General features: G+C 62.8%; 22 protein-coding genes and 1 pseudogene. 18 read left to right on the top strand and 5 right to left on the bottom strand.

Going from position 1 to position 25,209, the window contains the following annotated elements:
* Nucleotides 1-221 precede the first annotated feature (221 nt).
* Both BST13_RS32120 and BST13_RS40490 read left to right on the top strand, forming a co-directional pair.
* Nucleotides 222-1,142, top strand: coding sequence for an AraC family transcriptional regulator (locus BST13_RS32120; protein ID WP_083169338.1), 921 nt, complete (start codon nt 222-224; stop codon nt 1,140-1,142).
* Between the two features lie 581 nt (nt 1,143-1,723).
* Entirely contained in the window at nt 1,724-2,017 is a 294-nt protein-coding gene (locus tag BST13_RS40490) for an AMP-binding enzyme (RefSeq protein WP_083169336.1), read from the top strand.
* 79 nt (nt 2,018-2,096) lie between these two features.
* Here BST13_RS40490 and BST13_RS32110 read toward each other — a convergent pair whose 3' ends face one another.
* Complete coding sequence (locus BST13_RS32110; protein ID WP_083169334.1) at nt 2,097-2,435, bottom strand: DUF4286 family protein; 339 nt, start codon at nt 2,433-2,435, stop codon at nt 2,097-2,099.
* A gap of 206 nt (nt 2,436-2,641) precedes the next feature.
* Complete coding sequence (locus BST13_RS32105; protein ID WP_083169332.1) at nt 2,642-3,418, bottom strand: FadR/GntR family transcriptional regulator; 777 nt, start codon at nt 3,416-3,418, stop codon at nt 2,642-2,644.
* A 417-nt stretch (nt 3,419-3,835) separates the two neighbouring features.
* On the opposite strand from BST13_RS32105, the gene BST13_RS32100 reads away from it, so the two are divergent.
* Nucleotides 3,836-5,002 carry a dienelactone hydrolase family protein gene (locus BST13_RS32100; RefSeq protein ID WP_083169330.1) on the top strand — a complete coding sequence of 389 codons (1,167 nt, stop codon included), beginning with the start codon at nt 3,836-3,838 and terminating at the stop codon, nt 5,000-5,002.
* Between the two features lie 479 nt (nt 5,003-5,481).
* Here BST13_RS32100 and BST13_RS32095 read toward each other — a convergent pair whose 3' ends face one another.
* Nucleotides 5,482-5,898, bottom strand: coding sequence for a VOC family protein (locus BST13_RS32095; RefSeq protein WP_083169328.1), 417 nt, complete (start codon nt 5,896-5,898; stop codon nt 5,482-5,484).
* Nucleotides 5,899-6,363: 465 nt separating this feature from the next.
* Here BST13_RS32095 and BST13_RS32090 point away from each other — a divergent pair, with 465 nt between their 5' ends.
* The 9 genes from BST13_RS32090 to BST13_RS32050 all read left to right on the top strand — a co-directional run bounded on the left by BST13_RS32090 (nt 6,364) and on the right by BST13_RS32050 (nt 16,725).
* Nucleotides 6,364-6,975, top strand: a complete 612-nt coding sequence (locus BST13_RS32090; RefSeq protein WP_158087229.1) for a VOC family protein — start codon at nt 6,364-6,366, stop codon at nt 6,973-6,975.
* A 54-nt stretch (nt 6,976-7,029) separates the two neighbouring features.
* A complete protein-coding gene (locus BST13_RS32085) occupies nt 7,030-7,644 on the top strand; it encodes a carboxymuconolactone decarboxylase family protein (protein WP_083169324.1) in 615 nt (204 codons plus the stop codon).
* Nucleotides 7,641-8,600 (top strand): isocitrate lyase/PEP mutase family protein, encoded by a 960-nt coding sequence (locus tag BST13_RS32080; protein WP_083169322.1) that lies wholly within the window; start codon nt 7,641-7,643, stop codon nt 8,598-8,600. The genes BST13_RS32085 and BST13_RS32080 overlap by 4 nt, the downstream gene beginning before the upstream one ends.
* The gene (locus BST13_RS32075) at nt 8,587-9,222 is read left to right on the top strand and encodes a cysteine hydrolase family protein (protein ID WP_211296238.1); all 636 of its coding nucleotides are present in this window, start codon (nt 8,587-8,589) and stop codon (nt 9,220-9,222) included. The genes BST13_RS32080 and BST13_RS32075 overlap by 14 nt, the downstream gene beginning before the upstream one ends.
* A gap of 409 nt (nt 9,223-9,631) precedes the next feature.
* Nucleotides 9,632-10,399 carry an IclR family transcriptional regulator gene (locus BST13_RS32070; RefSeq protein ID WP_083169318.1) on the top strand — a complete coding sequence of 256 codons (768 nt, stop codon included), beginning with the start codon at nt 9,632-9,634 and terminating at the stop codon, nt 10,397-10,399.
* 645 nt (nt 10,400-11,044) lie between these two features.
* Complete coding sequence (locus BST13_RS32065; protein WP_083169316.1) at nt 11,045-12,724, top strand: FAD-dependent monooxygenase; 1,680 nt, start codon at nt 11,045-11,047, stop codon at nt 12,722-12,724.
* Nucleotides 12,725-13,567: 843 nt separating this feature from the next.
* Nucleotides 13,568-14,227, top strand: a complete 660-nt coding sequence (locus tag BST13_RS32060) for an MspA family porin (RefSeq protein WP_095533796.1) — start codon at nt 13,568-13,570, stop codon at nt 14,225-14,227.
* 463 nt (nt 14,228-14,690) lie between these two features.
* Nucleotides 14,691-15,671: an alpha/beta hydrolase gene (locus BST13_RS32055; protein WP_083169314.1), complete on the top strand. Its 981-nt coding sequence runs from the start codon at nt 14,691-14,693 to the stop codon at nt 15,669-15,671.
* 169 nt (nt 15,672-15,840) lie between these two features.
* Nucleotides 15,841-16,725: an SDR family oxidoreductase gene (locus BST13_RS32050; RefSeq protein ID WP_083169312.1), complete on the top strand. Its 885-nt coding sequence runs from the start codon at nt 15,841-15,843 to the stop codon at nt 16,723-16,725.
* A gap of 863 nt (nt 16,726-17,588) precedes the next feature.
* Here the strand turns inward: BST13_RS32050 and BST13_RS32035 are convergent.
* Nucleotides 17,589-18,026: a nuclear transport factor 2 family protein gene (locus BST13_RS32035; RefSeq protein WP_083169378.1), complete on the bottom strand. Its 438-nt coding sequence runs from the start codon at nt 18,024-18,026 to the stop codon at nt 17,589-17,591.
* A 59-nt stretch (nt 18,027-18,085) separates the two neighbouring features.
* Nucleotides 18,086-18,856 (bottom strand): SDR family oxidoreductase, encoded by a 771-nt coding sequence (locus BST13_RS32030; protein ID WP_083169306.1) that lies wholly within the window; start codon nt 18,854-18,856, stop codon nt 18,086-18,088.
* Between the two features lie 359 nt (nt 18,857-19,215).
* Here BST13_RS32030 and BST13_RS32025 point away from each other — a divergent pair, with 359 nt between their 5' ends.
* The 6 genes and pseudogenes from BST13_RS32025 to BST13_RS32005 all read left to right on the top strand — a co-directional run bounded on the left by BST13_RS32025 (nt 19,216) and on the right by BST13_RS32005 (nt 25,196).
* Nucleotides 19,216-20,073: a MerR family transcriptional regulator gene (locus BST13_RS32025; RefSeq protein WP_083169304.1), complete on the top strand. Its 858-nt coding sequence runs from the start codon at nt 19,216-19,218 to the stop codon at nt 20,071-20,073.
* Nucleotides 20,074-20,661: 588 nt separating this feature from the next.
* Nucleotides 20,662-22,341 (top strand): FAD-dependent monooxygenase, encoded by a 1,680-nt coding sequence (locus tag BST13_RS32020; protein WP_083169302.1) that lies wholly within the window; start codon nt 20,662-20,664, stop codon nt 22,339-22,341.
* A gap of 73 nt (nt 22,342-22,414) precedes the next feature.
* Nucleotides 22,415-22,672: pseudogene (locus BST13_RS40485) on the top strand (Rieske 2Fe-2S domain-containing protein); the annotation flags it as partial.
* 81 nt (nt 22,673-22,753) lie between these two features.
* Nucleotides 22,754-23,488 carry a hypothetical protein gene (locus tag BST13_RS32015; RefSeq protein WP_245839895.1) on the top strand — a complete coding sequence of 245 codons (735 nt, stop codon included), beginning with the start codon at nt 22,754-22,756 and terminating at the stop codon, nt 23,486-23,488.
* A gap of 62 nt (nt 23,489-23,550) precedes the next feature.
* Nucleotides 23,551-24,795: an NAD(P)/FAD-dependent oxidoreductase gene (locus BST13_RS32010; RefSeq protein WP_083169298.1), complete on the top strand. Its 1,245-nt coding sequence runs from the start codon at nt 23,551-23,553 to the stop codon at nt 24,793-24,795.
* A 56-nt stretch (nt 24,796-24,851) separates the two neighbouring features.
* Nucleotides 24,852-25,196, top strand: coding sequence for a 2Fe-2S iron-sulfur cluster-binding protein (locus BST13_RS32005; protein ID WP_083169296.1), 345 nt, complete (start codon nt 24,852-24,854; stop codon nt 25,194-25,196).
* Nucleotides 25,197-25,209 lie beyond the last annotated feature (13 nt).

The following is a 25,209-nucleotide window of genomic DNA, read 5'->3' as shown; positions in this document are numbered from 1 at the left end:
CCTTCCTGCCAGTCGAACCGGACCTGCGTTCCACGCCGTCACGCGGTTCGCATTGCCACCCCTTGGTGTGACGATGTGGCGGCCACCCGCGACCCGGTCTTGCCGGTGGTGCCGAGAACCAGGACGGGTCTTTCCATGTTGTTAATGAGTTAATACGAACGCGCCATGGTGGGTGTCTTAATGACATTGAGACCCCATGGATTATGTAAGACGCTCAAAATATGGATCTTCTTCAAGAGCATCTGATGCGTGCCCGCGCGTCCGGCGGTGTCTTCGCACGCTCTACAGCGCGGCCCCCGTGGGGGCTGCGATTACCGGGTGCGATCCAGTTGGCTGTCCACGCAGTGATTCAAGGCACCGCATGGCTCTGGGTCGACGGCGTCGACGGCGTCGACGGCCCGACCGAACTACGCCCCGGTGATCTGGCCCTGGTGCGCGGCGGCCCCGACCATTTCATCGCTCACCAACCCGGTGCGCCATGCGTCACACACGAAGAATTCCAGTCGCTGCCAGATACCGACGAATACGTGGCCGGCAACAGCGTTGCGGTGTTTCTTTGCGGCGCCTACCGTTTCGCCGGTGATATCGGGCGAAGCTTAGTCGACGCTCTTCCCCCAGTACTTTCGCTGCCGGCGAGCATCGACGATCCCATCCACGCCGTGGTTTCGCTGCTATCACGAGAGATGGCGCACGAGCAGCCCGGACGGCAGACCATCCTCGACAGGTTGCTCGACGTGCTCGTGGTGCTCGGGCTTCGTTCCGGACTGGGACGCAGCCCCAATCCACCAGCGTGGTTCCGTGCCGCGGCAGCGGATCCCCGCCTGGAGCCAGCCCTACAGGCCATTCATGGCGAGCCGGAAAAGCCCTGGACTGTAGTCGAACTCGCCAGAACCTCACACATGTCCCGAGCCAACTTCGCCCGCGCGTTCCAGCAAATGCTCGGACAAACACCCATGCGCTACCTCACCGACTGGCGTATGACCCTGGCCCGCGATCTGCTGCTCACCTCCGACGAAACCCCCGAACAGATCGCCTCTCACATCGGTTACGGGTCGGTCTACGCGTTCACCACCGCATTCCACCGCCACCACGGACAACCACCCAGGCGCTGGAAACATGCGGCGGCAAACAGCCTTACCTGACCCTGGCCCATTCCCCTGCGTCAACAGCTGATCGCCACGACATCAAGAGGCCACGGATTCACACCGACGTCAATACGTACTTTTGACAATTGCTCTCGGGAAGCCCTTTTGCCACAGGCGATTTGTTATGCACGGCCGCCTGACTAACGTTCACTTGGATCCGGCGCAAGTTGATTCGAGGAGCGACTCGACTTAAGACGCCTCGACGGCTGCGGCTCACCGGAATTGACCGTTCCTGCCTGGGGATCGCTTCATGGCCCACGTCGGATCGGATCGTGCGGACAGAATCCCGCTCGAGTTCGACCTTACAGATCCTCGACGTCGACGACAGCCCGGTGCCCACTGGCGAGATTGGCGAAATCTGTATCCGCACAGACGAGCCCGATAGCGTGCTTCGACATTTGCCTCAACGACCCGGATCCCGCCGTTCATGGTGTGGCTGGTATCACAGCGGCGACCGGGGGCGTCTGGATGCTTCCGGCCTTCTGAGGTTCAGCGGACCGTATCGACAATACGGTCCGCCAGTCCGGTGAGTTCATCACGTCCAGGGAAGTCGAGGACGCGGTCGCTCCCATCCTGGAGTGGAATTCGCTGCGGCCTGCGCGATTCCGTACGAAGTCGCTGGCGAGGAGGTCATGGTCGCCGCTGTGCCAAAGTCCGCCTTGGCCACTCAGGCCCTCAGGCCGCAGGAGTTGCGAGACTCCTGCACGGGCCAGCTGCCCGATTTCACGGTGCCCCGCTGCGGTGAAATCCTCAACCAATTGCCAATGACCCCACCCGGGGAAGCTGAGAAGCGCAAACTCCGCGCCCCCGGGGGCAGCCGATCGCACTCGTCGACGCCCCTCGCCGCGGCGCCGACGAGTGGCGCGAGCTGAGAGTTGTTACACCGCTGGACTACCTGGCGCTCTGTTGCGGGTCTCCCGTGTCTGATGCGAGGCACGTTGCCCCGACGTCTCACGAAGTGACGTAGTTAATCACCGGGAGTTCACCGTCGATCATATGTATCGAGCGCGACCACTCCGCGATCATCGGCTCCCACTCGGCCCAGCCGGTGATCTCGGCGTACCGGGGCTGAGAAAAGACCTGTGGGTTCTCGATCTCGTAAATAGCCAGATAATGGCCTTCGGTGCCGAGCTGGCGATAACGCACCGCGCTCACGAAACCCGGCACGCTCAACAGGTCGGGAAGATGCACGTTGTCATACCAGTCGTTCCACGCTGCTTCGTGCTCCGGCGAGGTGAATACGGAACGAACGACGTACACGTAGCGGGTCCGGGCAGGGTTCAAGGCCACGGTGAGTCCTCTCGTTGGGCGTGCCGAAGCGAATACGACGGTCGGGAAGTTGAACCCATTTGCTCAAAGAGCGATACAGGGATCACCTATTGACCGGTCAATAGTCAGACAATAGCAGGAGATGGTGCGGAATCGGCACTACAGGTTTCGTCAGCTTCTATCGGCACGCAGCCGGCCGCGTCCGCGCTCGGTGTGTCGCGTATGCATCAGCTCGTCTTCGAGGGTGGCTCGACCTGCTGGCCGCTGCGGGCGTGGTCACGCAGATAGTTGAGGTGCTTGTGCATGGCCTCGGCGGCCGCGTCGGCGTCGTGAGCGGCGACCGCGGACACGATGTCGATGTGGTGGATGACTGCGCGTCGCCCCAGTTCCGGAGAGGTCTCGATGAATTCCAAGGGCTGTGCCAGCCGATGTAGTGCCGCTACGAAGGCGGCCAGCAGCCTGTTTCCTGAGGCGTCGGCGAGGATGGTGTGAAAGTTTCTGTTGTATTCGGAGATTGCGGGATCGGTTACCGCGGCCGCTTTCTCGTGGTCGATGACGTCGCGCAGAGCTGCCAGGTGAAGCTCGTCTCGATGCTCTGCGGCCAGCCGAACCACGGGCACTTCCAGGATGTTGCGAAAGGCGTCGACCTCGGCATAGGTGATGCTGCCCAGTTCAAGCGTGTTGTTCAGTCGTTCGACCAGGAGATTGCCGAGCGTGTGATGATCAAAATCCTCGACGAAGGAGCCGCCCTTGGCGCCGGCCTCCTTTCTGATCAGCCCGGCCTGGGTCAGGCTCCGCAGCGCCTCTCGAACCGTTGCCCGGCTTACCCGCAGTTGTTCGGCGAGTTGCGTCTCGCTGGGAAGTCGATCGCCTCTGCCGAAGGTGCCGCTGAGTATCGCCGAACGAAGCTGATTCTCGACCTGTTGGCGCGGCCGCAGCACCGGCGCCGGCGTAAACGCCTGGGTGCTGCCGCCTCGGGGGGCACTTGGCGTACCTGCTGCCATCCGTGAATCCTCTTCGACTAGGGGCGATGCCTGCGGCTATCCGGCGGTTTCGAAGTGGGCAGACCCGTGCCCCCGAGCCATCTGATGACCGGCTCGGGGCCAACGCGTAGCGGTAGTACTTTACCCGACTTGCGACCCGCCGACACGACCAGCGCTGTCAGACAGTGCCTGGCTAGCCTGTTCAGAGTAGCTTGACGATATGTCAAACATCAGACAATATACGTCCTGGTGTTGCCGATGGTTGTATCCAGGACACGCGCGGCGCAGTGCAGTCCGTTGTTGCGCGCCACCAATCACGTGGTCGGGCGCAGCCTTGTGGGCGTTGAGCTGCTCGTTCGAGTCTGCCGCGGTGGACCTGTCAGGCCTTCCCGATGAGGGCATGCTGGCCGAGTTCGATTGTGATCGCTGGAGAGTGCAATGCATGAAGAGCTAATAGAGCTGGCAACGAGTGACGGCGTGATGGCGACGTTTGTGTGCCAACCGGAGCGGGGCGGCCCGCATCCTGCGGTGATCATGTTCATGGATGCGTACGGCATCCGAGATGAATTGCGGGACATGGCTCGCAGGCTCGCGTCGAGTGGCTACTACGTCGCCCTGCCCAACCTGTACTACCGCGCCGGAGTCGTTGATGTCCATGCCGATGATTGCGCCGGTCTCGCAGCGACGTTGAGTAGGCCACACGTTGCCGCTGACACCGCAGCGGTTATGGGTTTTCTCGATGCGCAGGCTGCGGTGCGGGGTCCGTACGGAACCGTCGGGTATTGCATGAGTGGCCAGTACGCCGTCAATGCCGCGCATTGGTTCCCGGCCAAGGTTGCAGCTGCGGCGTCGTTTCACGGCACCGGGTTCACGACCGATGAGGCGGACAGCTGGCATCTGCTGGGCAAGGCGACGGATGCCGAGTTGTACTTCGGCTTCGCCGAGCAGGACAGATATATGAGCTTGGATATGGTCGCCGATTTCAGGCGGGAGCTGGACCGCGCCGGTGCGCGAGCCGAAGTCGAGATCTACCCCGGAACCAGGCACGGGTTCGTCTTTGCCGGGCGCTCCGTCTACCACGCGCGCGGGGCGGACCGGCATTGGGAACGACTGCACGCATTACTCAACCGATGCCTGGCCCGACCGACCGGTGAGGAGATGATCGTGACCACCACGGACGAAGAAGCAATACGACGTTTATGTGGTCAATACTGTCACTATCTGGACGGGACGGGTGGAGCGCAGGACATCGATGCATTACTGGCCCTATTCACCGACGATGCTTGGTTATACAGCGCGCGGCAGGGTGTGTACTTCCCGGGCCGTGAGCAGCTCCGAGCGTTCTTCCAGGGGTATTCAGGGACTAAGGGGAAATCGAAGCATTTATCCGACAATGCGGTGATCACCATTGCCGGCGATACCGCGAGCGCGGTATCGGACTGGATGTACCTGCGTCAAGTCGCTCAAGACGGAGCGGAGGTGTTGACGGTGGCGGCCTATGGGCGATTTCATGACGAATTAGTGCGTGTAAGCGGCGAATGGCGAATTCAATCCCGACGAATCACCAAGGGTAACGAGGCGCCCGTCGCGCCCCATCCCGCCTAGCTTCGGTCCGTCCAGTCGGCCGGTGACACCCACACGCCTTGCCGGCCCGCGCGGGGCTGCGCGGGCGGCAAGGGCAGGGGCACTACTTCACCTATGGGCGGGTGATGACCGGAGAGCACGTTCAGCCTTGACGGCGGCATTTGGGATGTCGACAACATCTCGGGTACTTTGCCGACGACATGTTACGGCGGTCCGTGCACCCGGATCACGAATATCACAGTCTCGGCGATGATTTCGCGCTCCGGGCGGGATCGAACTTCGGACTTCCCGACCATCTTGGTTTCTATCTCGAATCGACCTTGGCATGATGTCCGGGGAGACAGTCGTCTACACCGGCCATGGTGTCACCAAACAACGGTCGGCGACAAAACCGTCTACTGCGACGACTGGATGACCCGGGGTACTGAGTTGATACCGCTGGCGCCCCGCGCGTGGTGGCTGTGCCCGACGCGCTGGCGGCTCCGTGAGTGGACCGTCACTTACGGACTCGGGTTCCCGCTCTTGTTGACGATCTCAATTTCGTTGCCATCAAAATCGATGATATTGGCTGCGTAATAACCAGGACCGAAATAATCCCGTAGAGCCGGGCCGCCGGCGTCCCGAGCGCCAGCCTTGATAGCGGCTGCGTAAGCAGTGTCGACATCTCTTGGGATGCCTGCGACGAGACCGAGATAGATGCTCGCACCGACCGAACTCTGGCGGAGCCAGACACTTGTGCCGATTTTCTCACCGCGCATGTGGTGTTTGTCGGAAAAGCCATACAGGTCGGGGACACCGATACCTTGTGGTGCCGTGTACTCACCGAATTCTCGCCAACCCAGAAGCTTGAGTACAGCTCCGTACAGCTTCCTGGATTTCTCGACATCACTGACCGAGATGTATACGTGATCAATCATTTATATGTGTCCTCATGTCGTTGTGGCACTGATGCAGGATGCGGACGAACGGCGCGCCTGCGAGCTGGCTGCGGTGTGACGGGCCCTGCCGAGCCTGATGTGGCGATGTGTCTGGTGTGGCCTTCCTCTCCGACCGGCGCGTTGGTGGTCGTTTCTTCGATCGATCGCCGGGTAGCCGCCGGACCGTCAGCGGCCCAGTGGTCTGTACGCGCCGACCATCGGCGAGTCGATCCGTCGCCAGACCCGTGGATCGGTACGTCATCGTCTGTGGCCGGTCGGACAGCTTCGGTCGCCGGTAGGCGACGTGCACCCACTGGTGAGCGACCACGGGAACATTGACACTGCGCACTCTTCGCATACTATAAAGCCATACACCGATATATGCTCAGTCAGCTCAAATAATGACACATGACCGAAAAGCGTGAGGTCAGCCCCCTGCTGGCACAAGCACGAAGGACGGAGACGATGACTACAGCCGATCGCAAGGTTGATTTCCTGGGCCTGGACCACATCGCGCTGGGATGTAGCGACATGGCGCGCACGGTTGCGTTCTATAACGGCGTTCTCGGCATGCCGATCCTGCACACCCTCGAATACACGGGTACGGACGCAGAGGGCAACGAGGTCCCGATGGGCCAGCACTTCTTCTTCGGTGTGGGCGGTGAAAACCCCAACGCCCACTTGGCGTTCTTCTACTGGAAGGACGGCTACCACGTCGATGCCGGAAACATTCCGGAGCAGCCGCTCCCGGAAGGGGTAAATCCCCGCGCGCGCAACTTCAAGCCGGGCGTCGTCGGCCACATCAATCTTCGGGTGGAGCAGGAGCGGATACCCGCATTCTGCAGGCTGCTCGGCGAGGCGGGTATCGAGTATCGGCACACTACGCGATACGGGGATCCGTGGCACGAGGTCACGACGACCAACGGTTACACCGCACCCAAGGACGGCTGCCTGATGGACTCCGTCTACTTCGACGACCCGGATGGTCTGCATCTGGAATTCAATGCGTGGCTGCCACTGTGGGATTCATGGCCGAACGATGCCGAGCCGTGGGCTGATCCACGCACACCCAGGTGAGGCCCACAGCGCCACCCGTCAACCACCCAACGAATTGGAAGGGCTGCACGAACGATGCCGCGACTAAACCAACCCAAGCGCAGTGAGATCACCAGCGACGAGATTCACCGCCGGTTCGATCAATTGTTTGGGGACAAGGATCCGGCACTCGATCCGGGCACGAAAGAGGGCACCCCGGGCACGTGGTGGACGACGATGGCCAATGAGCCGGGCGTTTTTCACTTGATCGAGGAGCGCCACAAATGGCAGTACAGCTCCGAACGGGCACTCTCGACGTTGCATCGAGAGTTGGCGCTGACTCGCACTGGCTGGGCCCGTGGCTCGCAGCTCGTGTACTCGCAACATCGCAAGGTGCTGCGGCGTCTGGGCGTGGAGGAAGCCAAGATCGACAGCCTGGTGAACTGGTCGAGCACCGAACACTTCACTGACCAGGAGCGAGTGCTGCTGGGTTATGTCGATGATCTTGTGCTCGGCGGTGGGCGGGTGTCCGATGAGCGGTTCGCCCAGTTGCGCAGCGTGTTCTCCGATGTCGAGATTCTGGAGCTGACCTACGTCACCTGTACCTACATCATGTCGGCAACCATGTCGCTGGCGTTGCGGCTGGAATGGGATGACCGGGCTGATCCCATCGTCGAGATTGCCACTGGCTCCGGCCCGTTGCACGCATGACGGAGACAAAGCGGCTCCTTCGCGGATTGCTCGCTCGACCGGAGACACTGGTCGTGCCGGGCGCGGGGAACGCCCTCACAGCGCGCATCATCGAGGACGTCGGTTTCGAGGCGGCCTACCTCTCGGGCGCCGCGATCGCCAATTGGTTCCTTGGTTCGCCCGACATCGGACTGACCTCGCTCACCGAGGTCGCCGCTCACCTCGCGGCAGTGCGGGAGTCTGTGTCGCTACCGTTGATCGTCGACGCCGATACCGGGTTCGGCAACGTGCTCAATACCTGGCACACGGTCCGGGTCCTGGAGCGAGCAGGCGCGGACGCGATCCAGCTGGAAGATCAGACGTTCCCCAAGCGCTGTGGACATTTCGCTGGCAAAGCGGTCATCTCCGAGGGGGAGATGGTCGACAAGATCGCGATGGCCGTGGAGTCACGGTCGGATCCCGACATGCTGATCATCGCCCGCACAGATGCCCGCGCCGTCCACGGCCTCGCCGAGGCCTGTCGCCGGGCCAACGCCTACCGCGAGGCCGGCGCCGACGTCCTCTTCGTTGAGGCACCCGAGAGTGTGGAGGAAGTCGAAACCATTGTCACTGAGGTCCCCGGTCTGCACGTGCACAACCAAGTGGAAGGCGGTGTGACGCCACACGTGCCGGTGGAGCGCCTCACAGAACTTGGATACTCGATCGCACTGTTCGCCAACCTGGCATTGCTGGCGAGCATTCGCGCGGCACGTGAGACGCTCGCCCACCTGCGACAGGGCAGCGGCAAAAAACCTCCGATCGCGACCTGGCTCGAGCGCCAGGAGGCTGTTCGTAAGCCCTGGTTCGACGCCCTGGAACAGCGCCATGCCCCGACTACGTCCACGCCTCCCGCCGCGGAAATCTCGTCGCCACGCGTAGCGCATCGATTCAAAACTCGTGGAGAGAAGGGGAAGGGAAATCCGGATGACCGCACCTGAGAGATTGCGATCAAATATGGTGCGGACCAAGCGATTTGCGCTCCTGGTAGCCGATTTGCAAGTCGGCTTCTGCTGTGAGGGCGACGACTGCCTGGCTCCGCCTCTGGCCGAGCAAGCGACCCGACGTCAGGTAATCAGCGTCGCTGCGGCAGTCCAAAAGGCAGCACTTCAGTCCGGGGTCCCAGTCGTGCACACTCGGCTAGCCTTCCACCCCAGCTATTTCACTCGCACCAATCGGACAACACGCTTTGATCGCTATCCAGCCGAGCGTCTGTTGTCGCAGGAGGCTCCAAGTGCTCAGATTGTGGTGGAGCTACAGAGCGCCGAAGCCGTGCTAGTGACCAAGGGGTGCGTGGACCCACTCGTCGGGACACCGCTGCCCGCGATCTTGGCGGCCAACGGCATCACCGACCTCTTCATTGGTGGCGTGGCCACCAATCTCGCTGTCGAGTCGGCCTCGCGCCATGCATCGGACCTGGGCATGAGCGTGCGGGTCATCGAGGATATGTGCGCATCCTCCTCACCTGAGCTTCACACCCTCGCGATCGGCAAGACACTGCCACTCTTTGCCGAGATTGTCGCATCGGGTGACGCGATCGAGACATTGAGCACCGCGACCTAGGAGGTGACTGATTATGCCGAAGGCCCACCACTGCCGGACGGTGCATGAGCCGGAGTATGACTCGGCGGTGTCTGCGCAGCGGACCAGCCTTGACTTTGCTACATGTGCGGGTGGCAGAGGTGACGCACCGGTGCATCGGCGGCCGGTGGGCCACGGGTTGAGGCGGTGGTGGGACGACTTGCGTACCTGTCGCCGTCTCGCGTCCGCGTTATGTGCGCACGACGGGAGCGCACCACGCTGTATGTGGTGCATCTTCGCGAGTTTGGGGGCGCTGCCCGAATGAGCGGGCCCGGACGTATCGCGTACGTGGCCGACAGGCCGATGTCTCGGCCTACTGGACGCCCGCCGAGACCCCCATACTCAGGCCGGAGAGTTTGAAACCGACCAAACGTGTACTATTTGAGATATCATGACGGATTCTACGCAGAGCGAACGGAAAACAAGCGTCGGAGCGCAAACTCTCGCACGTGGTCTCGATGTTCTTTCGTTCATTGCTGATGCGCAGGAACCCCAGCGTCCTGCTGATATTGCCCGTGTACTGGGCCTGGAGCGCAGCGCGGTATATCGGTTGCTGCGCGAGTTGGAAAGCAGCTCCTTTGTGACCCGGGAGCCGGCCAGCGGACGGTACGCCATCGGCAGCGGCCTGATTGCCCTCTCGGCGCGCGTTGTACGACGCATCGATCTACGGGGCATGGCCCGGCCTTTCATGGAGCAACTGGGGCAGGCAACCGGAGAGACGATCAGTCTTCACGTTCGGCAAGGCCGTACCAGAATCTGCATCGAGACAGTTCCAGGCCGTCACACCGTGTCCAGGGTGGTCGAGATCGGGGAGACCCTGCCACTGGAGGTCGGCCCCTCGGGCAAGGTGATCCTCGCGTTTATCGAGCCGGCCGAGATGGCCTCGATAGTGGAAGCGCAGCACAACGAAGACCCGGCAGTCATGTATGACGTGCTCGAACGGATCCGCCAGGACGGTTACTTCGCCATTGTTGGTGACCGCTCGCCCGGGGTGGGTGGGCTGTCGGCGCCATTCTTCAACGCCGACGGCATCGTCGGCGCATTGACTATTTCCGGACCCGCGTCGCGGTGGAATCATGAAGCTCAAATTGCCGTCGCGCCAGAGATACTGACGGCCAGCATCGAGCTGTCGAAGACCCTCGGTCACCGACCGGACTAGGCCCGCAGCTGGGCCCTTGGGGCCGCTCTGTGGACGTGCGGGGCACCGGCGCCACCGCATCGAGTCGCTGCATCACGACTGATGCGACTGGCACGCGCCATCGGTCCCGTCGAGAGCGCCGTTCGCTGGCATTACCGACCAGACTGCGCAATCGAGCACACGACCGTCGACGCGGCGCGCGAGCGGCAGGCCCAGCCCATCGGCGCTATCGACGGACCGATGGGCGCGCCAAGTCTGTCGATCCGGCCGACATCCGCAGTGGTGACGAGCCCCACGCTTGCCTGCCGGCTGGGCTTTTTATGGGCCGACGTCCGCCGATGGTGTAGCGAGGTGGGTGTCTGACGCAGGACGGTCACCGTTGACGGTGCTCAAGGGGTCGAGCAGTGGGTCGGCGATCGCCTGTGTGCCCGCAAACGATTCGGGTGCGCAACGACTTGACAGGGGCCGCGCAGCGCGTACTATCCTCATGTCAGAGACAATATGTAATCAAATGTTCAAATAGTGAGCATAGATGCATTCGACAATCTGAGGCAAGTCCGGCGGCGATACCCGTAGTCGCTGCGGTGCGTCCATGGCATAGCCAGGTCTCTAAAAGGCCGGGGCGCAGACGACAAGTCCGACAACGACGAAGAGGTGGAGCGGCCGATGAGCGGCAGTGTTCCGAATACGACCCAAGCGGGCGGCGATGGCTCTTCTGACGAGCACAGTACGGCCGACGTCGTACCGGTCCTGATCGTCGGTGCCGGACCGGTGGGTCTGGCGCTGGCGTTGGAGCTGGCCTGGCAGGGTCAGCGCAGCGTGCTGGTGGAGCGAGGCACCGATGCCGGTGTCGTTTTGCTGCCCAAAGCGACAGGCCTTCACGAGCGGACGATCGAGATGTGTCGGCGCTGGGGGATCGTCGACCGGGTTATCGCCGAAGGCTTCCCGGACGAGTTCCCGGGGGACTCGGTGTACGCGACTTCCCATGTCGGACACCACATTGGGCGTTCAGCGATCCCGTCGGGGCTGGAGCGGACGATTCCAGACTCGTCGCCGGAGAAGCGCCTGCGGTGCCCGCAGTATAAGTTCGATCCGTTGCTGGCCAGGGCGGTAGCGAGCCGGGGCCTTACCGAGATCCGGTACGGCGTCAACGTCGAAGAGCTCATCCAGGACGCCGACGGTGTCACTGTTGAGGTTAGCGATGTGGGCACCGGTGAACGCTCCACGATCCGCGCCAAGTACGTGGTCGGTTGCGACGGAGCCGGCAGCACCGTACGCCGGCAGCTCGGAATCCCCTTCGAGGGCAAGATGCTCGACTTCTCCCTCAGCGCGATGATCCGTGTTCCCGACCTGGCGATCGAACCGGAGCTCCGTGGTGGCGAGCGGTACATCCTGCTCGGGCCAGACGGCACCTGGGGCACGTTCACCTCCATCGACGGAGACCAGATCTGGCGATTGACCGTGGTCGGGTCACAGGAGCGCCTAAACCCGGAGACCTTCGACATGACCGCACAGCTCCATCGTGCGTTGGGGCACAACATTCCGTTCGAAGTCCTGCGTGTGGCGCCGTGGCGACGCAGCCAGTGCTCAGCTGCTACTTACCGGGTAGGACGGGTGCTGCTGGCTGGGGACGCTGCCCACACCACGTCGCCGACCGGTGGTCACGGCCTCAACACCGGCATCGGCGACGTCTCGGACCTGGGCTGGATACTGACCGCCCAGCTGGAAGGTTGGGGTGGCGAAAACTTGCTGGCGGCCTACGACCTCGAGCGTCGCCCTGTCGCCGTGCGCAACTCGGCAAGCTCCACGGCCAACTATCAGGCGCAGGTCGACAGTAGTGAGTGTGCCGATGTACTCGACCCGGGTCCGGTAGGCGAGGAAGCCCGGCGGCGCATTGGCAAGCGTCTAGTCGAGGCGCTCAACAATGAGTGGTACTCGCTGGGGCTGGAGCTCGGCTTCCGCTACGAGGGCTCACCCGTCATTGTCCCCGACGGCACACCGATGCCGCCGGATGAATATTCGAACTACGTGCAGACCGCCAGGCCCGGACATCGCGCTCCGCACGCCTGGCTGGCCGATGGCCGCTCCACACTCGATCTATTTGGCCATGGATTCGTTGTCCTGCGCTTTGCCGAGTCCGATGGCACCGACGAAGAACTCGAGCGGGCCGCCGCGCAGGCCGCTATGCCGCTGCAGATCATCGACATAGACCAGCCCGAGATCGCAGAGTTGTACGAGCGTCGGTTGGTGTTGGTCCGCCCCGACGGTCACGTCGCCTGGCGCGCAGACAGCGCCCCCGCCAATGCCACAGCCCTGCTCAACACCGTTCGTGGCGTAAGCCAATGACCAACCCCGACACCCAACACACACCCCCAACTCACTGATGGAAGCTCGTTTGCGATGGGTCGGGCGAGCACCACACTTCACATTTGGCGCACCACCACCGCCACTAGCTGCTCGGCTCCGGGGCTGACTGTGATGTTCGCTCCCGATGGCGCGGACTCCGGTGCGTCCCCACACGCAGGCTTCCAAATGACAACTCCACCACAACAATTGAGAAGAGGCTATGATGCCAAGCCACATTTCGGAACTGGATGGCTCCCGTGCGCTCGACCCGTCCTTCGGCGTCTACGCTGAGGTGCAGTCCGGCGCGACCGGGCCGGCCGGTTGCACCGCTTTCAAGCGGCAGCGAGCGCTGCCTGCGAGAGCAGTGATCGCAGGGTGCCTCGCCGCAGCCGTGGCGGCAGCTGGTGCCTGCCTGGCCCCGCCGACGATAGCCAGGGCTGACCCGCCGCCCTTGCCCCCCGTTCAACCACTGGTGCCTGGCAGCATGAGCGCACCATATGGCGCTATGGAATACGGGCCGCCAGGCTTTCCCAATGGCCCGGCTCTCGCCCGGACGGATGCCCGCGGGGTAGGGGTGAGCGCCCTGTCGGACTTGGGCGGCCCTCAAGCGCAGATGCCTAATGCTCGCCCAGGCCACGGCCTGCGGATCGCTCCTGGTCTCGGTCCCACTCCCGGGGTGCGCGGCGGAACGCTAGCGGAACTCGACAGCGGGGCCGTCGCCTCTGGTCCGCCTGCACCCGCCAGCCCGCCGACTCCGGTGCCGTCAGCCGGCGTGCAGGGCAACTCGCCGATGGGTTTGGCACCGAGCCCATCGAATCCACTCGGCGCGATGGGAGACGTGCGATGAAATCAGTCGGATTTAGAGTGATCGGCCGAGCGCCGGCAGCGTGTGCGGCGCTCGCTTTATTGGCATTCACGTCCGGCATAGCCACTGCTGAGCCCAAGCCCATGGCTGCGCAGAACGACACCAAGTCTACGCGAGGCGGCTGGAGCCTGAACCTCACATTGGCGAATGAAGTCGTGAATCCCGTACCGAACCTCGCGGCTGCCCCCAATTCGCGTGAGGCTTTTGTCACTTTCGAAGCTACGGCGGTCGCCAGTGGAGGAAAGACCCCGCTCTCAGATAGTTCGTTTACCGCAGGGTATCAATTGGGTTGCCAGATAGACGTTTCTAGCGGCCTGCAGATCGGTGGTGGCGGGGCGATCGCACCGGCAGCGGCGGTTGGATTATCGCCCGGAGGTCCCGGCGTCAACGTTGGACTTGGCGGCGGACTCAGCGGTTACCTCCAGACCAATCTGCAGCCGGGCGTGATCACAGACCTTCCTATGGCTAGCATGCCACTGAGTCCGGGTGGCTCCGGAATGCTCGATGTGACCAATCTCCACATCAAAGCCGACGCTTGTGGTGGACCGGTCACTATCAGGTCATTCGCGTACCTACGGATCGGCACCGATGATGAGCGATCGGAGTTCGCGATCTATGGCGACCCGATCCAGATCTAGCCTTCCCTCTTCTTGAGCTTGTGGCTTGCCTACAGGCCGCAGCAACTCCTCCGATGGCTGTGAGTACTGGGGCAAATGCGTTCGGGTTCTGCTGAAGCTGGATCCGGTGGGTCCCCTCGGTGAAGGGGGATCCGCCGGCCCAGCACCGCGCATGCCTTCAGGGCGTCGCGGCACACTCCGATCACACTGCGGATCGAACGCAAGCATCGCGCTTGCTCACGGCGATAGTCCGCAAAGGGGCTCCGGGTCACCGCCATGATGTATTCCCGCGATAGTGCAGGCTTTTCGCGGACAAGAGGAGCGGCCGACGCGGCGGCGGTCGCAAGGTCCTCGAAGACGCCCCGACAGATTAGCCGCAAGGCCCTAGTTGCCTGGTGCAGCTCGGTATCGAGTCACCGATAGCAGGCGTGAGAACCAATTGTTCCGCACCGCCAAGAACTCTCATCTAAAAGGAGACACAGCGATGACCGAGACCCGCCCCACCCGACCGCCGCTCGACGACGAGCTGGCATTGGCGCTGCCTATGCTCCAGGAGCTGGTCCCGCGGACAGGCCCCGATACCTTGGCACAGGTGCGAGCAATACTCGCCGGGCTTGCCCCTGAAACCCCCAAGCCCGACCTCACCGCTGGTGGCACGGTTCTCGTCGACGAGCTGACAGTGCCTGGGCCAGAGGGCGCACCTGGCCTGAGCATGACGGTCCTGCGGCCGACCGGCGGAGTCGCGCCGGCGCCGGTGATTTATCACATCCACGGTGGCGGCATGGTTGCCGGCACGCGGCACATGGCTTTGGATGCATTCGTCCCCTACGTCCGTGACTTGGGCGCGGTGGTCACCTCGATCGAATACCGGCTAGCCCCTGAACACCCCTACCCGGCCGCCGTCGAGGACTGCTACGCCGGGTTGTGCTGGCTGGCCGAGAATGCGGCCTCGGTCGGTGCTGACCCCGCAAGGGTCATGATTGCTGGCGCAAGTGCAGGTGGTGGATTGGCCGCTGCGACAGCGTTAATCGCGCGAGACCGGGGGTTTCCCGCTCTCACCCACCAGATCCTATTGTCACCAATGCTCGATGACCGTCTCGAGACGCCGAGCTCGCGCATGCTCGCCAGTGAAGGGCTATGGGACAGCAGTGAGAGCGAGTTCGGGTGGACGTCGCTGCTGGGAGAGCGCCGAGGTGCCGCGCACGTTTCCCCCTACGCTGCGCCGGCGAGGGCTACAGATCTGGCCGCGCTCCCGCGGACCTTCATCGACGTCGGATCGGTGGATGGCTTCCGCGATGAGGCCCTGATCTATGCAATGCGCCTGTCGCAGGCTGGAGTGCCAGTGGATTGCCATCTGTGGGATGGCGGATTCCATGCCTTCTATCTGATCGCGCCGCAGGCGGCGCTGAGTCAGGCCGCGGTAGCCGCGCGCGACGAGTTCTTGCGTCGTGCACTAAGCGCCTGAGAATTCAATCAAGCCAGAAGTTGGCGGCGTACATGTGCCACTCACGTTCGCCACCTGACCGTCCCAACAAGACCTCGCGCTAGCACGTGGAGTACCGCGAGTCTCACTGCGGCTCAATACCCAAGCGATCGGCCACCACATCCATCAACTCAGCAGAAGGCAGAAGCGAATGAAGATTCTTGTTACCGCAGCGGCGGGTCATCAGGGCAAACTACTCATCCCAAAGCTGTCCGCCGCCGGCCACCGCGTACGGGCGGCGCGCAAATCGCCCGGCAGGGAAGCGGAACTGGAGGCGCTCGGCGCGGAGGAGGTCGTCGCTGGCGACCTCGCGGATGTCGAGACGTATTGTCAAGCTCTCGACGGGTGCGATGCCGTGTACCACATCGGTCCAGGGGGCATTCTACGCGAAAGAGACAGCGGCCTCGCGATGATCGAGGCCGCACGACGGTGCGGCACACGGCACGTCGTCCTGAGCTCCGCGCTGTACACGAATGTCGACATCATCCAGCATCGCTACAAGGGTGACATCGAGGAGAAGTTGGCCGAATCCGGCCTCAACTGGACGGTACTGAAGCCGACCAACTTCATGATGACCGAGGTGCATATTTATCCGGTGCTCAAGACCGGCAAGTTGCCGGAGTGGCGGCAAACTCCGCCAGGCTGGCGCGAGAATCTGATCGATGTGGAAGACATTGCCGAAGCAGCCGCCACAGTGTTATCCGAGGGTGAGCGCCACTATTACGCCAATTACGATCTGTGCGGACCCGACCGGCTGACTGCCGACCAGACCGCCCGTATCCTCTCGCGCCTGCTGGGCCGCGAGATTTCGTTGGTCTACTGGTCTCCCGACGACATGCTGGCGTTCTTCGGAGCGGATGAGACACCGACCCCAGAATCCAAGCACCAATCGGACGTTTTCCGCTCGATTGCGCGCTGGTACTCGCAGCACGAATTCGTTGGTAATCCGAACACGCTCGAATGGCTGCTGGGCCGCCGCGGGACAGGCTTCGAGGAGTGGGCACGCCGCACACTAAAAGCCCTCGACGCGATCTGAAAAAGTGGTAGCACGAATCGATTTCGCGCAGCGCTGCTTGATGAGTGAAGTCCACTCGTCGAGCACGACGCTCGGAGCCACTTATAGATATGGAGATCGACCCCAGCCATCTTGACGACTCGAGAGCCCAGCCGAAGACCCGCGGGTTGTGCCGGGGCCACGCGCAATTCGCAGCTGCTGGCGGCAGCAGCAAGATTTGCCCAGGGCGCAGCAAGCTGGGTTCTAGTCATCGTCGCAACGTTTGATGGTCTGGTGAGGCTCGCGGGGCGTCGACGAGCTCGGCCGGAGTGCGGTCTCCGCCGACGCGGCGGGGACGATTGTCGATCTCGCTCTCAACGGCGCGCAAGGTGTTCGGCCGAGTGCCGGCTGGGTCGTGCCGCAGACGGTCCTCGACAAGCTCCTGGACGTCCTCTTGGTGCTCGCGCTGCGCGCCGAACTGCGGCGCGGCCAAGCAGCTCCCTGTGGTGGCCATTCACGGCGCAGCGCACCCATGGACGATCCACGAGTTCGCCGAGCCCAACGGCATGTCCGCGTGGTATCCCCCTGAACGTTCCGCCGTGCTCGGCAACTGACAGTGCGGTACGTCACCGATCAGCGGATGTTGTTTGGCCCGAGACATGTTGCGCACCAACGACAAGAGCCTGATCCGCATCGCAACGGAGCTCGATTACGCCCCCCAATGTTCGTTCAGTGCGGCATTCCGGCGTGACAGCGGGGCGCCGCCGGAAAGATGGCGGCAGCAGCGTGTCCGCACCTCAAGGTTGACGACACCCCGCCCTGAGATCGCCGGGCCAGTGCGACGATGGCCGTATTCGACAGGACTTCGAGCTCTGTTGACGAACTCTCTTTCGTGCGTGATGCTGTCAGTTGGCGTCGCCGCTGCCAAATGCCGCGAAAACTGCCAGCGGATCGAGGTAGTCCCTCCAGTGCACGATCTTGCGTTCCTTTATCGCAATGACAGAGACGAACCGGTTGATATAGGGCGCCCCGGTGCTCACGACCGTGCCGTGCATCGTGTATTCGAGAACCACGACGGACGCGGCCGGATCGTAGTAGCGATGAACGTCGCTGCTACCGGACTGCACGATAGATTTTCCGTAGTCGGAGTACAGCTCGGCTAGGGCTTCGCGGCCAATGATCTGCCGCGGGTAGTCCGGCACCGTGATGATGTATTCGATTACCGCATCCTCGGCGTGCATCTCGAAGAAGTCGCTACCGTCGACCAAACCCGCCAATCCGGCCGCAACAACATCAAAGTAGGGTTGCATCGCAGCGTATGGGGTCATGTCGCGTGAAGGCATCATATTCTCTTTCGTTCGTAGGGATTTGATTTGAGGAGCGATGTGCAACGGTCGGCCGGTCATAGGGTGCGAATAGTGCCCCCATCGATCCGGAACTCCGCGCCGGTGAGATAGCTCGCACGCTCCGAGACGAGGAATTCCACCAGCGCGGCGACCTCCTCTGGGCGGCCCGCTCGATTGAGATCAATGCCGCCGAGTTGCTGTATTAGTTTGCCCTCGGCCTCGTCGACGGTGTCGCCGGAACTCGCGGCCATCGTGTCGAGCAGCCGCTGAGCGCCATCGGTACGGATGAAGCCGGGCAATACCGAGTTGACCCGAATACCGGCGGCCCCCAGCTGGGACGACAGCCCCTTGCTGTACGCGCGCAGAGCGTTCTTCGCAGCGGCATACGGTAGTGGGCCTGTCGTGGGTACGACGCTGGCGATCGATGTGATGTGCACGATCGCTCCGGACCGCTGCTCGACAAGACCGGGAATCAACGCACGGTCAATCCGCACTGGCGCAAGCAAATTCAGGTCGAGAACCTGCAGCCATTGAACGTCCGTGTGATGACTGGCATCATGCGGAAAGTCGTACCCGCCGGCGTTATGCACGATGATGTCAACACCGCCAAACCGCTCCTGAACCGCCGCGACGGTCTCGGCGACACCATTCTCGGTACTGATATCGGCGCGAATGAACAATTCCGCAGCTGTTGATGCCGGAGTACGGGCGGTGGTTGCGACGCGGGCTCCCGCCGACGTCAACCGGCCGACTATCGCTGCTCCGATTCCCTTGCTGCCACCGGTGACAAGAGCACGCTTGCCGATCAGGGAAGCCGTACTATCCATCACGGTGATTCGTTGTGGACTGGTCGATCCCTGCTGGCATCGTGGCCGCGGCGGTGACGCAGCACCGCGGCCACCGGGCCGTCGTTATCAAAGTATTGGTCATAGCGCGTAGCGTCGGCCTTGCCCTAGGGGGAAGGTCAAGACCCGTGGACAAATGTGCCCACTGTCTCGCGGCCAACTAACGGCGCCATCTGGCACACCAGCAGCCGGATCGCCGAGGTGGCAGCTGGCCCCCAGTGCAGCCAACGACGGCAGCGAAACCGACTCGTCGGACTTGCTTGACTGTGCGCGCGTCGCGGCGGTCATGATGGGGTCGATGCCAGTACCGCATCACGAGATCCGAAGACGAGGGAGCGGCTGTGGGTTCAGAGGTGCCGATCGGGGACTTCTCGGTGATGACCAGGCTCAGCAAAAAGGCGTTGCGCCACTACCATGATCTTGGTCTACTCGTGCCAGCCCACATCGACACGCACTCTGGCTACCGTTTCTACGACACCGCGCAGGTTGACCACGCACACATCATTCGAAGGTTCCGATCACTGCAGATGTCGATTCCCGATATAAAGGCATTGTTGAGTGCCCCCGACATAGGTGCGCGCAACGCGCTCATCGCCGCGCACCTAGCGCAAATGCAGGAACAGCTGGAACGCACCCAGGATGCTGTACGCGAGCTGATCGAATTGCTCTCGCCGTCAGAACGTCATCCGGAGGTGCACACGCGCCAGGAACCAAGGACTCTCGCGTGGGCGATCACCTCGACGATCGATATTGCTAGCATCGGGTCTTGGTTTGCCACCACCGCCCACCAGCTTACGGATGCGCTGCGCCGGTCGGGCGCTCAGCCGCACGGCCCGGCGAGCGGGCTGTATGCGCGAGAGCTGTTCTCCGAATCCCGTGGTGAGGCAACACTTTATATCGGTACGACCGAACCCGTACCGCCCCCCGCTCCCGTGCGAGCCGTCGTGCTGCCCGCTGCTGAATTCGCTGTGCTCACCCATGTTGGCTCGACACACACCGGCATCGACCGAAGCTACGGCCACCTAGGTAGTTACGTCAGCAACAACCTCATGAGCGGCCAGGGTCCGATCCGCGAGCACTATCTGGGCGCCGACTGCGGCCGCTTCAGCGGCTTCGATCGCACCGAAATCTGCTGGCCTATCTTCGGCACTGCCGAGACCGGCACAGACATGGCCGCCGCGCACGATGGAATCGGCTGACCGAAGCGGGCTTGGTTCACCCACAGGCGTCGTATGTCGTCGCGGGTTCACTAGCGTTCTAGAGGCCGCAGCCAGCTGAGTGGCCGGCCAATGTCGATTGTTCCCTGTTGTTCAAGCGTCAGACCGCTCCTGCGGGCCGGTGTCGGCATTCACGAGCAATCAATCACCCATGGTTCTTGCCGACGCCAACGTTCGCGAACAAGGGACGTCGAAATTGGTGTTCATCGCCGGCTGGGCTTTTTATGGGCCGACGTCCGCCGATGGTGTAGCGAGGTGGGTGTCTGACGCAGGACGGTCACCGTTGACGGTGCTCAAGGGGTCGAGCAGTGGGTCGGCGATCGCCTGTGTGCCCGCAAACGATTCGGGTGCGCAACGACTTGACAGGGGCCGCGCAGCGCGTACTATCCTCATGTCAGAGACAATATGTAATCAAATGTTCAAATAGTGAGCATAGATGCATTCGACAATCTGAGGCAAGTCCGGCGGCGATACCCGTAGTCGCTGCGGTGCGTCCATGGCATAGCCAGGTCTCTAAAAGGCCGGGGCGCAGACGACAAGTCCGACAACGACGAAGAGGTGGAGCGGCCGATGAGCGGCAGTGTTCCGAATACGACCCAAGCGGGCGGCGATGGCTCTTCTGACGAGCACAGTACGGCCGACGTCGTACCGGTCCTGATCGTCGGTGCCGGACCGGTGGGTCTGGCGCTGGCGTTGGAGCTGGCCTGGCAGGGTCAGCGCAGCGTGCTGGTGGAGCGAGGCACCGATGCCGGTGTCGTTTTGCTGCCCAAAGCGACAGGCCTTCACGAGCGGACGATCGAGATGTGTCGGCGCTGGGGGATCGTCGACCGGGTTATCGCCGAAGGCTTCCCGGACGAGTTCCCGGGGGACTCGGTGTACGCGACTTCCCTTGTCGGACACCACATTGGGCGTTCAGCGATCCCGTCGGGGCTGGAGCGGACGATTCCAGACTCGTCGCCGGAGAAGCGCCTGCGGTGCCCGCAGTATAAGTTCGATCCGTTGCTGGCCAGGGCGGTAGCGAGCCGGGGCCTTACCGAGATCCGGTACGGCGTCAACGTCGAAGAGCTCATCCAGGACGCCGACGGTGTCACTGTTGAGGTTAGCGATGTGGGCACCGGTGAACGCTCCACGATCCGCGCCAAGTACGTGGTCGGTTGCGACGGAGCCGGCAGCACCGTACGCCGGCAGCTCGGAATCCCCTTCGAGGGCAAGATGCTCGACTTCTCCCTCAGCGCGATGATCCGTGTTCCCGACCTGGCGATCGAACCGGAGCTCCGTGGTGGCGAGCGGTACATCCTGCTCGGGCCAGACGGCACCTGGGGCACGTTCACCTCCATCGACGGAGACCAGATCTGGCGATTGACCGTGGTCGGGTCACAGGAGCGCCTAAACCCGGAGACCTTCGACATGACCGCACAGCTCCATCGTGCGTTGGGGCACAACATTCCGTTCGAAGTCCTGCGTGTGGCGCCGTGGCGACGCAGCCAGTGCTCAGCTGCTACTTACCGGGTAGGACGGGTGCTGCTGGCTGGGGACGCTGCCCACACCACGTCGCCGACCGGTGGTCACGGCCTCAACACCGGCATCGGCGACGTCTCGGACCTGGGCTGGATACTGACCGCCCAGCTGGAAGGTTGGGGTGGCGAAAACTTGCTGGCGGCCTACGACCTCGAGCGTCGCCCTGTCGCCGTGCGCAACTCGGCAAGCTCCACGGCCAACTATCAGGCGCAGGTCGACAGTAGTGAGTGTGCCGATGTACTCGACCCGGGTCCGGTAGGCGAGGAAGCCCGGCGGCGCATTGGCAAGCGTCTAGTCGAGGCGCTCAACAATGAGTGGTACTCGCTGGGGCTGGAGCTCGGCTTCCGCTACGAGGGCTCACCCGTCATTGTCCCCGACGGCACACCGATGCCGCCGGATGAATATTCGAACTACGTGCAGACCGCCAGGCCCGGACATCGCGCTCCGCACGCCTGGCTGGCCGATGGCCGCTCCACACTCGATCTATTTGGCCATGGATTCGTTGTCCTGCGCTTTGCCGAGTCCGATGGCACCGACGAAGAACTCGAGCGGGCCGCCGCGCAGGCCGCTATGCCGCTGCAGATCATCGACATAGACCAGCCCGAGATCGCAGAGTTGTACGAGCGTCGGTTGGTGTTGGTCCGCCCCGACGGTCACGTCGCCTGGCGCGCAGACAGCGCCCCCGCCAATGCCACAGCCCTGCTCAACACCGTTCGTGGCGTAAGCCAATGACCAACCCCGACACCCAACACACACCCCCAAGGTCAACGAATCGCTCAGCGATCACCCCCCGCGAGAGAAGGTTATGATGCGAGCACTCCGCAATACCTGGTACGTCGCAGCATGGCAGGACGAGATCGGCCCTGACACGCTGCTGGCCCGCACCATCCTCAACGAGGATGTGCTGATGTTTCGGGATGGGAGCGGCAGGGCAGCGGCGATCGGAAACCGATGCCCGCATCGGTTTGCGCCGCTACACCTTGGAAGGCATGTCGGAAACGCCGTGCAGTGCGGATACCACGGCCTTGAGTTCGGAACCAATGGCCTGTGCAGCCGGAATCCGCACGACAGCGGGTCCAATCCGCCAAAGGCCTCAGTTCCGACCTATCAGCTCGCTGAGCGATTCGGCGCGATCTGGATCTGGATGGGCGACGAGCCCGCTGACGAGAAACGCATCCCCGATGAGTTCGCGTTCCTGGCCGATGATAAACGCGCCCATATCCAGGGATACATCCACGTCAACGCCAACTACCTGCTAACCGTCGACAACCTCATGGACCTGTCGCATGCGCTGTACTTGCACGCAGGTGTTCTCACCAATGCGGAACAGCGAGATAACTTCGTGCCGCAAGCCCGGCTTGTCGGTGACGTGGTGGCCTGCGAGCGTGAGCAGCCTGGTATTGCTCCGCCGGGACAGTGGGTGGAGGCCTTACCGCCTGAGGTGACGAAAGTGGACTTCTACAGCCATGTGTACTGGCATGCGCCCTCAGCAGTCATCCATCCGTTCGGATGCCGAGTGCCCGAGAACCCCGACGCAGGTGCCTCGGCCATGTCGGCGCACTTCTTCACGCCGGAGACCGAGACCACGACGCACTACTTCTATCACAACACGCGTGACTACCAAGTGGACTCCGCAGAGACGAACGCGAAGATCAGCGAGCTGCTCGAGCGTGTCTTCACGACGCAAGACGTGCCGATGATCGAAGCCCAGCAACAGGTCATCGGCAATGTGGACCTGATGAGCCTGCATCCAGTGGTTCTGCAGACCGATCGCGCGACGGTCCTGATGAGGCGAGTTCTCAACAAGCTCATCACCAAGGAACAGTCAGCCTCGGCGACGGCAAACCAGCCTGTCGCTGCAGGCTCGGACAGTCAATAAAGCTCACGGTTCGGCAGGCATGAACACGGGACAGGACCGGGTAGACAAGGATCAGCGATTAAATGAGTGAGCAGTTCGACGTCCTCATTGTCGGCGGCGGCCATGGTGGTACCGCTGCGGCGATGGCGTTGCGGCAGTACGGGTTTGACGGCTCGGTCGGGATCGTCAACGCCGAGTCGACACTTCCGTATCAACGACCCCCGCTGTCGAAGTCCTTCCTCGCCGGCGAGGTAGGACTCGATCGGATACTCATACGCCCCGAATCGTTTTGGGCTGAGAATCGGATCACGCTGATACAGGGTACGAGAGTCGACGCCGTTCAACCTGCCGCCAAGGTCGCCATCACCGACACCGGTGAGAGCATCGGCTACGGGCAGCTGATCTGGGCGGCCGGCAGCTCGCCCCGGTGGTTGGATCCCGCCCGCGACCGGAAGCTGTCGGGTGTCCACGTCGTGCGAGACGTCTCCGACACCCAGCGCTTACGGACCGACGTTCTCAACGGCTCGCGCGCCGTCATCGTCGGCGGTGGGTATGTGGGCTTGGAGGTTGCCGCGGTCCTGCGCAAGCTCGGGAAGCCGGTGACCGTCCTCGAAGCCGCCGATCGCGTGCTAGCCCGAGTATCGGCTGAGCCGATCTCGCAGTTCTACGAGGCCCAACACCGGGAGCACGGAGTCGAGATCCAGGTGGGCCGCCAAGTCGCGGACCTGGAAGCCAGGAATGGTCATGTCAACGCCGTTCACCTCGCCACGGGAGAAGAATTGCCATGCGATGTGGTGGTGATCGGGATCGGAGCGATGCCGACGACGGCGCCGCTGATAGCCGCAGGCGCCGCGGCGGGCAACGGCCTCCTCGTCGACGCCCTTTGCCGTACCAGCTTGCCGGGCATCTTCGCAATCGGCGACAGTGTCGCGGCACCCAACCGATACGCCGGGGGTGCGACCGTGCGGTTGGAGTCGTTGCAGAATGCAGCCGATCAGGGCGTCATCGTTGCACGTCACATTGCCGGCCAACCTCAAGGCGATCCGCCTGTGCCGACATTCTGGTCCGACCAATACGACCTGAAGCTCAAGACCGTCGGTCTAAACACCGGCTACGACGAGGTCGTCGTTCGAGGCACACCGGCCTCGAAGAGTTTCTCGGTGGTCTACCTCAGGGACGGTCGCGTTACGGCAATCGACGCGGTGAACGCCATGAAGGACTTTGCGCAAGGCAAAGCCCTTGTGCGGTCCGGCGCGGACATCGCCCCTGCGTTACTCGCTGATCCTTCCAGACCAATAAGTGATCTGCTCGCCCAGATCGCGCGTTGAAAGGTGGCCTGACATGTCCGTACGAGCTTCCTCCCTCGGACTCCAGAGTGATCTGAATGCGTGACGACACAGCGGAAGTCGGTCACGGAACCGCCAACGTGACCGACCGGGAAGGCAACGTCCACAGCGTTGCCTTCACTGAAGGGCACTCGCTGATGGAGAGCATCCGAGATGCCGGAATTCCTGACATCCTCGCCTTATGCGGAGGCGTCAACAGCTGCGCCACCTGCCACGTCATTGTCGACGAGGACTGGCAGGACGCCGTCGGGCCGGCGACCGGCGATGAGTCGGATCTGCTGGAGACGTCGTCTCTGGTCACCCCGCGGTCGCGTCTCTCATGCCAGGTGGCACTCACTGCACGGCTCGACGGGCTCAGCGTGACGATCGCGCCCGAGGACTAGGCCCGGACGTGTC

The organism is Mycobacterium aquaticum, from assembly GCF_002086485.1.
In the GTDB taxonomy this organism is placed as follows: domain Bacteria; phylum Actinomycetota; class Actinomycetes; order Mycobacteriales; family Mycobacteriaceae; genus Mycobacterium; species Mycobacterium aquaticum.
This window is presented reverse-complemented; position numbering and strand designations above follow the sequence as displayed.

Coding starts and splice junctions, on each gene's coding strand:
- BST13_RS32050 (WP_083169312.1), top strand. CDS start 15,841: ATGAAGATTCTTGTTACCGCAGCGGCGGGTCATCAGGGCAAACTACTC.
- BST13_RS32065 (WP_083169316.1), top strand. CDS start 11,045: ATGAGCGGCAGTGTTCCGAATACGACCCAAGCGGGCGGCGATGGCTCT.
- BST13_RS32060 (WP_095533796.1), top strand. CDS start 13,568: ATGAAATCAGTCGGATTTAGAGTGATCGGCCGAGCGCCGGCAGCGTGT.
- BST13_RS32035 (WP_083169378.1), bottom strand. CDS start 18,026: ATGCCTTCACGCGACATGACCCCATACGCTGCGATGCAACCCTACTTT.
- BST13_RS32030 (WP_083169306.1), bottom strand. CDS start 18,856: ATGGATAGTACGGCTTCCCTGATCGGCAAGCGTGCTCTTGTCACCGGT.
- BST13_RS32075 (WP_211296238.1), top strand. CDS start 8,587: ATGACCGCACCTGAGAGATTGCGATCAAATATGGTGCGGACCAAGCGA.
- BST13_RS32090 (WP_158087229.1), top strand. CDS start 6,364: ATGACTACAGCCGATCGCAAGGTTGATTTCCTGGGCCTGGACCACATC.
- BST13_RS32095 (WP_083169328.1), bottom strand. CDS start 5,898: ATGATTGATCACGTATACATCTCGGTCAGTGATGTCGAGAAATCCAGG.
- BST13_RS32070 (WP_083169318.1), top strand. CDS start 9,632: ATGACGGATTCTACGCAGAGCGAACGGAAAACAAGCGTCGGAGCGCAA.
- BST13_RS32005 (WP_083169296.1), top strand. CDS start 24,852: ATGCGTGACGACACAGCGGAAGTCGGTCACGGAACCGCCAACGTGACC.
- BST13_RS32055 (WP_083169314.1), top strand. CDS start 14,691: ATGACCGAGACCCGCCCCACCCGACCGCCGCTCGACGACGAGCTGGCA.
- BST13_RS32085 (WP_083169324.1), top strand. CDS start 7,030: ATGCCGCGACTAAACCAACCCAAGCGCAGTGAGATCACCAGCGACGAG.
- BST13_RS32120 (WP_083169338.1), top strand. CDS start 222: ATGGATCTTCTTCAAGAGCATCTGATGCGTGCCCGCGCGTCCGGCGGT.
- BST13_RS32020 (WP_083169302.1), top strand. CDS start 20,662: ATGAGCGGCAGTGTTCCGAATACGACCCAAGCGGGCGGCGATGGCTCT.
- BST13_RS32015 (WP_245839895.1), top strand. CDS start 22,754: ATGGGCGACGAGCCCGCTGACGAGAAACGCATCCCCGATGAGTTCGCG.
- BST13_RS32105 (WP_083169332.1), bottom strand. CDS start 3,418: ATGGCAGCAGGTACGCCAAGTGCCCCCCGAGGCGGCAGCACCCAGGCG.
- BST13_RS32010 (WP_083169298.1), top strand. CDS start 23,551: ATGAGTGAGCAGTTCGACGTCCTCATTGTCGGCGGCGGCCATGGTGGT.
- BST13_RS32080 (WP_083169322.1), top strand. CDS start 7,641: ATGACGGAGACAAAGCGGCTCCTTCGCGGATTGCTCGCTCGACCGGAG.
- BST13_RS32100 (WP_083169330.1), top strand. CDS start 3,836: ATGCATGAAGAGCTAATAGAGCTGGCAACGAGTGACGGCGTGATGGCG.